The following is a 13,556-nucleotide window of genomic DNA, read 5'->3' as shown; positions in this document are numbered from 1 at the left end:
GCCACATCCATGTGGCAACGGTTGACTGACTCATATCGTATGAGCCCTCGAACAAGCATGGGCTGAAATCGAAGGTCGTATGTAACTAAGGAATAGTTGAAAAATCGTCATTACGATATGTAATGGCGATTTTTTTATGAAGAATTCATCATAATTACTTGATGAATAGATAATCTTGTCGATAAAGAGAATAGGAGGTGCCACTACTATGGATATCGCAGCATTATCAATTGCTATGAATCAGTCACAACTAATGCAAAATGTATCATTAGCTGTTGCTGATATGGCAATAGAGGAACAACAAGTACAAACACAACAAATGATTGAAACGATGCAATCAGTTGATGCACCACACCCAACTTTAGGGAAAGCGATTGATATTTCTATTTAATCGCACAACGGAATGGACGCGCCAATCATTCCGTTTATTTGTGTTTTAGAGAAAAGTGAATTAAACATAATTTTATAACTTTTAATCGTATGGATAAATGAAGGAGGAGCTATACACATGCTAAAAAAATTAAGTATATCCATCCTTTCATTCGTTCTACTCATAACATTGATTCCGTTTGTGAATCCAGCACAAGCAGCATCAGTTTATAAAGGAACTTTTGAAGGTGTTACATATACGGAAGTAGAGTTGAAAGATGGTACAGTCGAAAAAACGAATGCGAAAGTGACGATCCGTAATAGTTCGGGACGTACAACGACATTCAATTTGTTAGATACTACATACTACTATGTGAATGGTACAGTTTCAACGATTGATGCATTTAAAAAAGGGATGGAAGTAACGGCTACTGTTAATTTACGTAGTGTGACCCGTCTTGAAGGAAAGTCAGATATCGAACAAGGTGCCATTGTTGAAAATAGTAAACAATTAACGGGAATTGTAACAAAAATTGACCCGAATGGGATGTTTGTTCGGGTAAAACTGGATACAGGTATAGAAAAGCAATACTACTTAAACAGTGATACGGAATATGTGAAAGGAAAGTCACATGTCGATATTAGTACAATGTATGAAGGGGACCGTGTGAAATTAAAGCTTTCATCTGCTTCTTCCTCCGTAGTTTCTGAAATCGAAATTATTCAAGTAGGGACGCTCATTCATAATTTATACAAAGCAGAGCTAAGCACTGTCAACACGCGTAGCAATAAATTGACAGTAGCGAATGCGCATCCATTTGAAGATTGGGAGTTTGGGACAAGACCAAATTCAAATTTACAATCCGTTACATTTACGAATCACACAACGATTTATGCTGGAAACAAACAGATTACGAAAAATCAATTAAGTTATTACCGCAATAGTGATATTTACTATGTAACGAAAAAACAATATGGTCGAGAGTTGATTGAAAAAATAGTGGTGCTAGAAGATAATGAGCGCACATTCTACGACCAAATTACAACAGTTGATACAACAAATAAGTTCTTCCGTTTGAAAAACTTTGGTTTAATGTATTACCATGACGGTTCCATTTTAGTGCGCAACGGTCGTCTAGTGGAACCGACTACTTTAATAACTTGGGGAACAGCATTTGTCTTAACGGATGGCGTGACGAAGAGCAACTATACGCATATTGTCAATATTACAAATGATAGCTTCTTATCACCAAATTTAGCAACACATGAATTATATTTTGGTCAACTTTCTTTAGTAGAGCAATCGAACTATTTACTGGAACTTGCAGATTATACAAAATTAGAAGCGGGCTCTCATGCTTGGGTACGCGAAGAAGAGGATGCGAAAACGTTGTCGTTTAGTAACTCTACTGTTGTGACACGTAGCTTTGGTGGCTCTGACTCCGTACTTGTCACCAATTTAGAAGTGCGTGAAGGGATGTATGGTTACTTCTATGTAAAAGATGGTCATGTGCAAGCTATTCATTTAGTAGGGAAAGATAAATTACAACCAACTGTCACATTAGCAGGTCGTATCGCGTCGGTGAATGTAATAAATCCAGGTTCAAATGGTATTGATGCTACGGCAGAAATGGAAGTAAAAGATGTAAGCCAGTGGTATGAAGGGGCATGGTTAGATACAGGGCGCCTGAATCGTATTGAATTAAATCAAGTATTAATCATTAAAGATCGCAAGCGCATCACGGTGGACCAACTAAAACCGAATGATCGTGTGGTCATTTTGACAGATGATACCTTTGATGCACAAGTTATTTTAGTAAATGAATAATCAGATTTTGGGCATGTAGAACCCTCTACATGCCCCACTATTCTATAAGGAGAGGGGATGAACCAATGTTAAAAAAGCAAGGCTTAGTATTTTTATTAATGGCCTTTCTATTAATCGTAGTCAATCCAATGAAATCATCCGCAGAAATTGTTGATTTAACGGGTGGTATAAAAAATGAGTATACATATGAGGAGTATATGTTTATTTTAGGGCAGCCAATGCATTTTACGGCAAAGAGTAAAGATATAAAAGTAACCGTTTCTGAAAAAAAGGATAAAATTACAGAAACATATAAAATTAAAATGAATAGTACGAATGGAGCTACATTAGATAGAACCGTTACATACACGTACAATGTCAGCAATTATGATGCCATTGGTCAAAGTACAGCAACGGGTGAAGTGACAAAATACAGTGAAAAAATTAAGTACCAAGATGCAACAATTGAATTAAAAGATTATCAAATGTCGAAAAGCCATGTTACAGATAAGCGTCCGGCATCAGATTATACATCTGGGAATTCAGTAGTTCGTAAAACATATGAAATTAAATACAAGGGCGGTCAAACGCAAACCGTTGTGGTGCATGGTTCTGGTAAAGATGCAAGTTATGAAAATTTCTGGGGTGCTGCGGAAACACAAATTATGGAATATACATTTGAGTACCCAAATGACACGGTCGGCACTGTCACGAGCCGCGTGAGCTATACGAAATCTCGTACGCTAAATTACGAGGAAAATTTAGGGTCTTTAGCTAGTTTTGAAGGGGGTTATGCCGTAAATAGTGAATCAGATACGATTTCACAATATGTGTATGACTTACCAAAGGACTCAGGCACAATTGAATTTAATGCAGAATATATGCCAAAAGTGGAACGTTTAATCGTGCCAAAATTCCGTGACTTATCCGCTCATTGGGCAAAACCAAGTATTGATAAACTATATTCACTCGGGATTTTTGATGACAAAGCTAACTTCTTCTCACCGAATACACCGATGAGTCGTTATGACTTTGCGGTAGCGATCGGTAAAGCTATTGACCTGCGGGTAGAAGTGGGGGGAACAACAAAGAAAAAAAATTCAGCACCAACTATTTTTAAAGATGTGAAGCGTACGCGTCCAAACTATGAATATTTAGTAGCTGCGTATAACAAAGGGGTTATTAATGGGGTCAATGCCACGACCTTTAATCCTGAAGGGAACTTAACACGCCAACAAGCAGCAGCAATTATCGTGCGTGCACTTGGCATGGAAGGAAGAGCCCCAGATCCTGGTTATACAACGTCCTATAAAGATGATCATAAAATTTTAAACTATGCGCGTGATGGCGTGTATGTCATTACACAGCTCGGTATTATGAGTGGGTCACAAGGTTACTTTAACCCGGGTGGTACATTAACACGTGCGCAAGCGGCGGCCATTATTGAACGTGTTTTAGAATATTTAGAAAATGATTTGAAACAAAACTATCGAGATGATATTTTATTCTTTGAATATTAGGGGGGAATAGAAATGCGGAAAACATTTACTCTTTTCCTAAGTTTCATGCTTTTATTGTCCACGTGGTTACCATTTGCCGCGCAAGTAGAAGCAGCGAATATTTCAGATGTACCAACATCTAACGGGAAATATACAGCGATTAATTGGGCTGTTGATAATGGTGTCATATCGCTTTATACAGGTAACAAGTTTGATATGAATGGCAATATATCAGAGGCAGAAATGCTTTCGATGTTTGCTAAGCTGGATGCAAACTACAAACATTCAGTAACGACAGATATGACGTATTTGTACTATGCTGATTTAAATATTCCTCTTCAAGGGGCTTTGAGCAAGGCGAAGCGAAATAACTTAGTAACGCGCGGTGATTTTGCTGTTGTCTATGCAGCGATGCGCGGTCTTGATTTATCAGAAGTACATGCAGTGCAGTATTTATATACAAGTGAGATTACGACGGGGGCAAACGGTAAAAAAACATATGAAGGCTATAGTCCGACACGTAAACTAACACGTGGAGATATTGCAGTGTTCTTATATCGTATGATGCAAAAAGGGAAGTTTGCAGTGGAAGGGTTAAAGTCAGCGGCAACGGGTAAAGACGACTCAAAAGTTACGCTACCGCTAAACTTCGTATCATCGCAAGGGACTGGGGTTGACTTAGAGCAACCAGAACAGAAGCCGAGTGACGTATCACCTAACACACCGAACGCTACAAAACCAATTCAAAGTGTAGAGGTCGAAAAGAAAAAATTAAACGCGAATGGCTACGATACAACATTAGTCACGATTAAGTTTAAAGATAGCCATGGGAATACAGTTCCTTACGATCAATCGTTGAAATTTAAGATTTCTTCAGAATATTTTACAAGTATTGAGTTTGGAATTGATAAAAAGCAAGGCTTAAAATATGATCCAAAAGAAATCTTCCAAGCGCCAACTGCTATGACATCACCAAATGGTCAGTCGACAGCGGTTGCTGAATCGGATGGTGGAGAGTTAAACTTCTTCTACCGTGCGCCGCGTATGACAAAAAGTTTAAAGGATAATATACTTGTTGAATTAGCGGATGCGACAGCGGGTTCTAACTTTTCTTCATTTAAGAATTCGCAAATTAAAGTACCGATTGAATATATTGTTGAGCCAGAATTACGTGTGACATATGAAGTATTTGATGGAAAAGAAAATGTTGGTGGCGGGAATAATGGTCAAGATCAGTCAGCCCCTGCATATCCAGAAAATGTGATGAAACAAGGTCCTATCACGGTATCGAGCATTAATGATGATGGCACGCTAAATGTACAATCGGTTGCTATAAAACCGCAGTATAAATATGCTAAATTAACACTAGCGCAACGTGAAATTTCCGAGCAAATGTTTGAGCGTATTGTAAATGATCTATTAGATAATAGTGGAACAGGTACAATTCAACTGGATTATTATATAGATGAAAATGGTAATGCTGCTTACAATATTCCGTTTAGCTATATTCCGAATGAGTATACGAGTAAATTTGGTAGTAATGAGCCACAGGAATATGCCGTGCTATTATATTTATATAAACTACTGCCAGATAAAATTTCTGACTTTTCAATGGCAGATTATAAAAGTGTGAAATCAGCACAAGCGATTGCACAAGGCATTTCAGAAGCAGAAATTCAAAATTCAAGCTATAAAGAGCTGCGCAGTGTTATAAATGGTATTATGGCGCTTGCAGAACTAGCAGACCAGACGAAAGCGGATGAAGAGGCAGCACAACGCCCGGGAGATATGGCAAGGTATACGAAAATTGCTGTCACACTCGTTGCACCAGGTGGGCAAATTATTAAAAATTACCGTGGGCAAGTAACGATTGAATATAACGGTAAAAAGAAGACCGTACCATTTAACCGTAGTGGCGCATCTGGTAGTGAAGGGGCTGGGCAGGCGATCGCTTACTTTGAAGGTGTAACATATGGCAAATCAACGGCAAAAGTCACGTTTAGCCCTGAAACGGACTCTCGTTATGAAAAGCTATTAAAAGGGTTAGAAGGCAAAGTGGTTGAAAAGGAAATTATCGCCCATCCACCACTGAATGCGCTAGATTCTTGTAATCGTGCTCAAACATTAGGTGTTTTAGTCGATGAATCAGGCTCAATGAAAAAAGCAGATCCATATAATATTATCAATACCGAAACAACAAAATTAATAAATCAATTAGAAATTGATCCGACCTATGCGTTTGGTTTTAATACGAAAAGTCGCTTTGCTTCAGAAGGCATGCCACTTACGCCTTCCGATTCGATATTTGATTATAAGTATCGAGGTGGAGGGACAAGCCTTGTAAAAGGGTTTGACGCATTAAAACCGTATTTGAAAAAAGAAGAAGCGATAGGGAATATTCCGAAAGCGCTTATTATTGTAACAGATGGAAACTTCTCCTCAACAATCAAGGGAGATATTATTGCATTTGCTAAAGAAAATAAGATTAAAATCTATACAATTGCAGTGGGTCCATCGAAAGATATTAATTCAACGACACTAAAAGATATCGCGAACCAAACGGAAGGTGCGTATTTCCACCTATCAAACATTAACAATATCACGAACATTTATAATTCATTGATGAAATCGTTATGTATAAATTATACAGAAGTTTGTCCACCAAACTTCGACTCATTCCAACAGACAGATGTGACAATTGGACGTACGTATTTGTTTATTGAAGCAGAAGCGAACTGTGGCAATGTAGAAAAGGTGAAAGTTAAATTCTACTCTGTTTATGGTGAGGTAGAATTAGATTTAAAATATATTGGGTTAAATCTGTTTGAACTGGAGCATGATATTCGCAAAATTCATAACTTCAGCATTTATGAGGAAGTGGAATTCTTGGCATACGATAAAGCAGGGAACTTACTAACGTCGGAAAAAGTTAAAATCCAATAAAAATTTTACTCCAACAACGTATATGTTGTTGGAGTTTTTACATAATACTAATAATTTTAAGAAAAAAGTAATCATTTATTGAAATATACTATAACTTTTGGTACACTTAGATTATAATAATTCTAATGTAAGAAGACTGAGTCATAGCATGTTCACAAACTTTAGCGTGAATAATGCTTTATTTATGTTACAATGGGTATTGTGAATTAGAACGTGTGAGGTGTAAGGTTCATGCATACATTGGTCGTGGGCTTAAATTATAAAACTGCGCCTGTTGAAATTCGTGAAAAGCTGTCGTTTATTGAGAGTGATTTGCCGAATGCTATGCAAGCGCTACAAAATGAAAAAAGTATTTTGGAAAATGTAATTGTCTCAACATGCAACCGTACTGAAATTTATGCTGTTGTTGACCAATTACATACAGGGCGTCACTTCATTAAAAAGTTTTTAGCGAACTGGTTTAACATTTCGCTAGAACAGTTTGAAGACCATTTATTTATCCGCCAAGATGATGCTTCTTTAAACCATTTATTCCGTGTGACAGCGGGCATTGACTCAATGGTTTTAGGAGAAACGCAAATTTTAGGACAAGTAAAGAAAAGCTTCCTACAAGGGCAAGAGTTAGGTACAACAGGTACTGTTTATAATCAGCTCTTTAAACAAGCTGTGACATTTGCAAAACGTGCGCATAACGAAACAGCAATCGGTGAAAATGCTGTGTCCGTATCATATGCAGCGGTAGAACTTGCGAAAAAGATTTTCGGCTCCCTACAGCGCAAGCATGTAGCGATTTTAGGTGCTGGAAAAATGGGTGAGCTAGCGATTCAAAATCTTTATGGTAGCGGTGTTGGGAAAGTAACAGTGATTAATCGTACATTTGAAAAAGCACAGGATTTGGCGACGAAATTTGAAGGGAAAGCTAAGTCAATGGACGAGCTACAATGTACATTATTAGAAGCCGATATTTTAATCAGCTCTACAGGGGCAACAGAATATGTCATTGACTATGAGTTGATGAAATATGTGTCACGTCTCCGTAAAGGGGATCCGTTGTTTATGGTTGATATTGCGGTGCCACGTGATTTAGATCCGAAAATTGGTGAGCTACCGAATGTATTTTTATATGATATCGATGATTTACAAGGTATTGTGAATGCAAACTTGGCAGAGCGAGAAAAAGCAGCAACACAAATTATGGATATGATTGATACAGAAATTGTGCAATTTAAAGAATGGTTTGCAACATTAGGCGTAGTACCGGTACTAACAGCTTTACGTCAAAAAGCAAATCGCATTCAGGAAGAAACAATGGCAAGTATTGAAAACAAAATGCCAAATTTAACAGAGCGCGAACGAAAAATTTTAAACAAGCATACGAAATCCATTATTAATCAGCTATTAAAGGAGCCGATTTTACAAGCAAAGGAATTAGCGAATTCATCACAAGCGAGCAGTGATTTACAACTATTCCAGCAAATTTTCGGCATTGAGCAAGCGGTGCAGGAAGAAGTAGCGATGCAAACACAACTAGAAAAGGAACGCGCAAAAGCTGCTTCAACCGACATGTCCATCAAGCCGCATCTCTCCTTTTAAATAACATTTAATTTTTTACAAGCGTTTTCGTAACTGTATGGTAAAATACAGTTACAAAGCGCTTTTTCTTCGCTTCCATTGTCCGAAGTTGAAGTGTTAGTAAAATCAGCATAAAAGCTTCTAATTAAAAAGAAGGGTTGCCAATGACAGAAACAATGATGATTCGACTTTATGAAGTCATGGTCATTTTATATGCAGTAGGAATTGTTTTTTATTTTATGGATTATTTATATAAATATGTAAAAGCGAGGCGTATCGCGTTTTGGTTCGTCTGTGTTGCTTGGACGATGCAAACGATTTTCTTCGTATTATTTATAATAGAACTAAAGCGTTTTCCAATTTTATCGTTATTTGAAGGGATCTACTTCTATGCATGGCTTCTCACAACATTATCGATTGCACTTCACTGCATTGCACGCGTTGATATGCCTGTATTTTTTGTCAATGTACTAAGCTTTGTGTTTGTAACGATTCATTTGTTTGCACCAGCTGAAAAAGCACAGCCAATGGTAGGAGAGTCTCTCGTATCGGAAATGCTCTTTATTCATATTTCATTTGCCATTATGTCCTATGCGGCATTTTCACTTACTTTTGTCTTTGCAATATTATATTTAATTTTATATCGTATTTTAAAGGAAAAGAAAGTGGGATCAAGCACCATTTGGACGAGATTACCATCTTTACAGCAAACGACAAGTTGGATGAATAATTCGACACTTGTCGGAGTGCCTTTACTTTTCATTAGTCTTATTTTAGGGTTAGAATGGGCATTGATGACATTGGATGGATTATCCGTATTTGACATTAAAATTATTGGTTCTTTTGTTATTACGGTTCTATATTTAATTATTTTATTATTACATCGTAGTGGAAAATTAGTGGGTACAATGTATGCTTGGGTGCACGTGTATGCCTTTTTATTAACGGTCATCAACTTCTTCCTAGGCAACAAATTATCGAACTTCCACTTATGGTATTAGCGGAAAGGTAGGATTATGTTGAGAAAAATTATTGTAGGTTCGCGAAAAAGTAAATTAGCATTAACACAGACAAATTGGTTCATTAATGAACTAAAGGCGGCGGGTGTACCTTTTGAATTTGAAATTAAAGAAATTGTTACAAAAGGTGACCGCATTTTAGATGTACAGTTGTCGAAAGTAGGCGGAAAAGGGTTATTTGTAAAAGAAATTGAGCAAGCACTTTATGACAAAGAAATCGATTTTGCTGTCCATTCGATGAAAGATATGCCAGCGATTCTGCCAGAAGGATTAGTGATTGGTTGTATCCCGCCGCGTGAAGATGCACGTGATGCCTTTATTTCAAAAGGTAATTTGAAATTTGCGGACCTACCAAAAGGGGCGGTTGTTGGGACAAGTTCTCTTCGTCGTAGTGCCCAGCTACTTACAGCCCGTCCAGATTTAGAAATCAAATGGATTCGTGGTAATGTGGATACACGTTTAAATAAGTTAAAAACAGAAGATTACGATGCGATCATTTTGGCAGCAGCAGGCTTAAAGCGTCTTGGTTGGAATGAGGATGTCGTAACGGAATATTTAGATACAGAACTTTGTTTACCAGCGATAGCACAAGGGTCACTTGGTATTGAATGCCGCGCAGATGATGCGGAGTTACTGGCAGAGCTAGCGAAATTAACAGATGCGACTACTTGGAAAACAGCACATGCAGAGCGTACTTTCCTTGCTGAAATGGATGGTGGATGCCAAGTGCCAATCGCAGGATATGCTACAGTAGAAGGCAACAATATTACATTAACAGGCTTAGTAGCAGCGCCAGATGCCTCAGTGACTTATCAGGAAACAGTAACTGGTACAGATGCGGAGACAGTAGGTAAGGAAGTAGCGAAACGTTTAACGGAGCAAGGAGCTTATGACTTGATTCAGCGCGTAAAGGCTGAGTTAGATGCCGAGTAATCGTTTAGAAGGACAAACGATTGTGTTGACAGGCTCACTTCCGACGCTTGGTGTCAAACAATTCATTGAGGAAAACGGCGGGTTATGTGCGGTTTTTCCTCTCATTAAAACACAGGAGTATCATTCACCAAATGATGCTCATCAATTAGCTTCATTACATAGCTATGATTGGCTAATTTTTACGAGCCAAAATGCGGTACAAGCCTTTATGGAGAAGTGTCAACGGGCAGAAATAAATATACAGGGGCTCCGTTGTAAAGTTGCTTCTGTCGGTACGAAAACAACAGAGCTTCTTGAGAAGTATGGACTACATGTTGATTTTATGCCTTCTATTTTTAGTGCGGATGTGTTTATAAAGGAATTTCCGCAGGTATCGAAGGCGTCAGAACGTAAACTGTTTATCCGAGGGAGTTTAGCAAAACAAACGATTCACGAAGGTGTGCCTAACGTAACAGAATGGACGGTTTATGAAACGTGTACGAATGAAGCTACTATTAAACCGTTTATTGAGCTGTTAGAGCGTGAGCAGACTATCGTTATTTTTGCCAGTCCTTCTGCTGTAGATGTATTTGCCAAACATATCGCGCCGATTGTTGGCTGGTCGCGCATTCGTGCCGCAGCAATTGGCCATATTACAGCTGATGCTCTCGAAAGATTAGGCGTAGCAGTATATGTCCAACCGAAAGTGTATACGATGCAAGCTGTAGTAGAGGAAATCATTTTATTGGAGGAGTCATCATGACAGATTTATATTTCCAACGTCATCGCCGCTTACGTCAAAATGCGAGTATGCGTGCATTAGTGAAAGAAACTTATTTACACAAAGAAGATTTGATTTATCCAATTTTCGTTGCTGAAGGCGAAGGGGTACGTAATGAAGTATCATCTATGCCAGGCGTATTCCAGCTATCTTTAGATCACTTAGGAGCAGAGCTGGATGAAGTGGTTGCTTTAGGAATTAAAGCAGTCATTTTATTCGGTTTGCCAGCAGAAAAAGATGCAGTTGGTTCAGGTGCATATCATGATCACGGAATTATTCAAAAAGCAACACGCTTTACAAAAGAGCGTCACCCACAGTTGCTTGTTGTAGCAGATACATGTTTATGTGAATATACAGATCATGGTCATTGCGGTGTCGTAGAAGGGGAAGAAATTTTAAACGACCCTTCATTAAACTTATTAGCGCAAACAGCTATTTCACAAGCTGAGGCAGGAGCAGATATTATTGCACCATCAAATATGATGGATGGATTTGTGACAGCGATTCGTGCGGGACTTGACGCAGTGGGGTTTGAGCATATTCCGATCATGTCTTATGCCGTCAAATATGCATCTAGCTACTACGGACCGTTCCGTGATGCAGCGGATGGTGCGCCGCAATTTGGGGATCGCAAAACGTATCAAATGGACCCTTCGAACCGTCTAGAAGCAATTCGTGAAGCAACATCTGACGTAGAAGAAGGCGCGGATTTCTTAATCGTGAAGCCAGCGCTTGCGTATATGGATATTATTCGCGATGTGAAAAATAATTTCCCTGTACCAGTTGTGGCGTACAATGTATCGGGTGAGTATGCGATGGTGAAAGCAGCCGCGCAAAATGGCTGGATTGATGAGAAAGCTGTTGTTATGGAAACATTATTAGGCATGAAACGCGCGGGTTCTGATTTAATTATTACGTACCATGCAAAAGACGTGGCACGTTGGTTGGAGGAAAAATAATATGCGTTCATATGAAAAGTCAAAGCAAGCATTTTCTGAAGCAATTAATTTAATGCCTGGTGGCGTAAACTCACCGGTACGTGCATTCAAATCGGTAAATATGGATCCGATTTTCATGGAATCGGGTCATGGTGCGATTATTAAAGATATCGATGGCAATGAGTATATTGACTATGTATTATCTTGGGGACCACTAATTTTAGGTCATACACATCCTGAAGTAGTAGAAGCGATTGCCACACAAGCAGCTAAAGGGGCTTCATTTGGTGCACCAACTCTTTCGGAAAATAAATTAGCGAAATTAGTAATGGACCGCCTACCATCGATTGAAATGATCCGTTTCGTTTCATCTGGTACGGAAGCAACGATGTCGGCTCTTCGTTTAGCACGCGGCTATACAGGGCGTGACAAAATTTTAAAATTTGAAGGCTCTTACCATGGACATGGCGACTCTTTATTAATTAAAGCAGGCTCAGGTGTAGCAACACTTGGCTTACCAGATTCTCCAGGGGTTCCTGCAGATATTGCGAAAAATACGTTAACGGTCGCATATAACGATTTAGAATCAGCGAAAGTAGTATTCGAAAAATATGGTGATGATTTAGCGGCCGTTATTTTAGAGCCAGTAGCTGGGAATATGGGCGTTGTACCGCCACAACCGGGCTTCTTAGAAGGCTTACGTAAGCTAACGGAAGACAACGGTACAGTGTTAATTTTTGATGAGGTAATGACTGGCTTCCGTGTAGACTATGGCTGTGCACAAGAGTACTTTGGTGTGCGTCCAGATTTAACAACGTTAGGAAAAGTAATCGGCGGTGGTCTACCTGTAGGTGCTTTCGGTGGTAAGCGTGAAATTATGGAAAAAATCGCGCCAGCAGGTCCGATTTATCAAGCAGGTACTTTATCAGGGAATCCACTTGCGATGACTGCAGGTTATGAAACACTGTCTCGTTTAAATACAGATTCTTACGAGTATTTCAAAAAGCTAGGGGATCAATTAGAAGCAGGTTTCCGCGAGGCCGCAACAAAATACAATATTCCGCACACGGTAAACCGTGCAGGGTCGATGATTGGCTTCTTCTTTACAAATGAAGCGGTAGTTGATTTCGAATCAGCAAAAACATCTGATTTAGAACTGTTTGCAGAGTACTTTAAATTAATGGCGGAGGAAGGCATTTTCCTTCCACCTTCACAATTTGAAGGATTATTTATTTCTACAGCCCATACAGAAGAACATATTGCAAAAACAGTGGAAGCATTCCATAAAGTATTTGCGAAACTGGCACGATAAAATGAAAGAAAAATACAGGTTTTAAATCGTACTGTATAAAGTAGTGTAATTCGCAACCAATTCACAAAGTAAGAACTCCCTCTTATCTATTTTGAAAATATTATAAGAGGGGGTTTTTTATATGCTTTTAAAGTTGGTTCTATAATAATTTATGTTCTTAATTGATCATATCAGTTGGTAAAATAAATAAAAATATTCTTGAGATTTGGTATAATAAAAATATAATTATAAAATATGTCAAGTGTGTTGTTTTACCTTTTATTGTTAATAGAATCGTGTGAAACGTTGATTTCCGCTCCATTCGGCTCGCTTTCCACGGGCATGGCTTCAGCCCATAGCTGTAAACTTAAGCTTTTTCAACCGTTCCACAGTAGACGGCATCACCTGTTTTCACTGCTTTAGTT

At 38.6% G+C, this 13,556-nt stretch carries 10 protein-coding genes; all 10 read left to right on the top strand.

The window, feature by feature from the left end; all coding sequences use genetic code 11:
• The first annotated feature begins 208 nt into the window (after positions 1 to 208).
• The 10 genes from AC3II9_RS17775 (at position 209) to hemL (ending at position 13,152) form a co-directional block, all read left to right on the top strand.
• Positions 209 to 391, top strand: coding sequence for a YjfB family protein (locus AC3II9_RS17775; RefSeq protein ID WP_489157590.1), 183 nt, complete (start codon positions 209 to 211; stop codon positions 389 to 391).
• A gap of 117 nt (positions 392 to 508) precedes the next feature.
• Entirely contained in the window at positions 509 to 2,197 is a 1,689-nt protein-coding gene (locus AC3II9_RS17770) for a hypothetical protein (protein ID WP_489157588.1), read from the top strand.
• Between the two features lie 65 nt (positions 2,198 to 2,262).
• Positions 2,263 to 3,696: an S-layer homology domain-containing protein gene (locus tag AC3II9_RS17765; RefSeq protein WP_489157586.1), complete on the top strand. Its 1,434-nt coding sequence runs from the start codon at positions 2,263 to 2,265 to the stop codon at positions 3,694 to 3,696.
• 12 nt (positions 3,697 to 3,708) lie between these two features.
• Positions 3,709 to 6,618: a VWA domain-containing protein gene (locus AC3II9_RS17760; RefSeq protein ID WP_489157584.1), complete on the top strand. Its 2,910-nt coding sequence runs from the start codon at positions 3,709 to 3,711 to the stop codon at positions 6,616 to 6,618.
• A 231-nt stretch (positions 6,619 to 6,849) separates the two neighbouring features.
• On the top strand, positions 6,850 to 8,211 hold the full coding sequence (hemA, locus tag AC3II9_RS17755) for a glutamyl-tRNA reductase (protein ID WP_489157582.1): 1,362 nt from the start codon (positions 6,850 to 6,852) through the stop codon (positions 8,209 to 8,211).
• Between the two features lie 143 nt (positions 8,212 to 8,354).
• Positions 8,355 to 9,191, top strand: coding sequence for a cytochrome c biogenesis protein (locus tag AC3II9_RS17750; protein WP_489157580.1), 837 nt, complete (start codon positions 8,355 to 8,357; stop codon positions 9,189 to 9,191).
• Between the two features lie 18 nt (positions 9,192 to 9,209).
• Positions 9,210 to 10,142 (top strand): hydroxymethylbilane synthase, encoded by a 933-nt coding sequence (gene hemC, locus AC3II9_RS17745; RefSeq protein ID WP_489157578.1) that lies wholly within the window; start codon positions 9,210 to 9,212, stop codon positions 10,140 to 10,142.
• The gene (locus tag AC3II9_RS17740) at positions 10,132 to 10,884 is read left to right on the top strand and encodes a uroporphyrinogen-III synthase (protein ID WP_489157576.1); all 753 of its coding nucleotides are present in this window, start codon (positions 10,132 to 10,134) and stop codon (positions 10,882 to 10,884) included. Before hemC ends, AC3II9_RS17740 begins: the two co-directional genes overlap by 11 nt.
• Positions 10,881 to 11,861, top strand: a complete 981-nt coding sequence (gene hemB, locus AC3II9_RS17735) for a porphobilinogen synthase (RefSeq protein WP_489157575.1) — start codon at positions 10,881 to 10,883, stop codon at positions 11,859 to 11,861. The genes AC3II9_RS17740 and hemB overlap by 4 nt, the downstream gene beginning before the upstream one ends.
• Before the next feature lies 1 nt (position 11,862).
• The gene (gene hemL / locus AC3II9_RS17730; protein ID WP_489157573.1) at positions 11,863 to 13,152 is read left to right on the top strand and encodes a glutamate-1-semialdehyde 2,1-aminomutase; all 1,290 of its coding nucleotides are present in this window, start codon (positions 11,863 to 11,865) and stop codon (positions 13,150 to 13,152) included.
• Positions 13,153 to 13,556 lie beyond the last annotated feature (404 nt).

This window comes from Lysinibacillus sp. RU7 (assembly GCF_057837305.1).
This window is presented reverse-complemented; position numbering and strand designations above follow the sequence as displayed.

Excerpts from the sequence above, each read along its gene's own strand:
- AC3II9_RS17770 (WP_489157588.1), top strand. The coding sequence starts at position 509 with ATGCTAAAAAAATTAAGTATATCCATCCTTTCATTCGTTCTACTCATA.
- hemB (WP_489157575.1), top strand. The coding sequence starts at position 10,881 with ATGACAGATTTATATTTCCAACGTCATCGCCGCTTACGTCAAAATGCG.
- AC3II9_RS17760 (WP_489157584.1), top strand. The coding sequence starts at position 3,709 with ATGCGGAAAACATTTACTCTTTTCCTAAGTTTCATGCTTTTATTGTCC.
- hemA (WP_489157582.1), top strand. The coding sequence starts at position 6,850 with ATGCATACATTGGTCGTGGGCTTAAATTATAAAACTGCGCCTGTTGAA.
- AC3II9_RS17740 (WP_489157576.1), top strand. The coding sequence starts at position 10,132 with ATGCCGAGTAATCGTTTAGAAGGACAAACGATTGTGTTGACAGGCTCA.
- AC3II9_RS17750 (WP_489157580.1), top strand. The coding sequence starts at position 8,355 with ATGACAGAAACAATGATGATTCGACTTTATGAAGTCATGGTCATTTTA.
- AC3II9_RS17765 (WP_489157586.1), top strand. The coding sequence starts at position 2,263 with ATGTTAAAAAAGCAAGGCTTAGTATTTTTATTAATGGCCTTTCTATTA.
- AC3II9_RS17775 (WP_489157590.1), top strand. The coding sequence starts at position 209 with ATGGATATCGCAGCATTATCAATTGCTATGAATCAGTCACAACTAATG.
- hemL (WP_489157573.1), top strand. The coding sequence starts at position 11,863 with ATGCGTTCATATGAAAAGTCAAAGCAAGCATTTTCTGAAGCAATTAAT.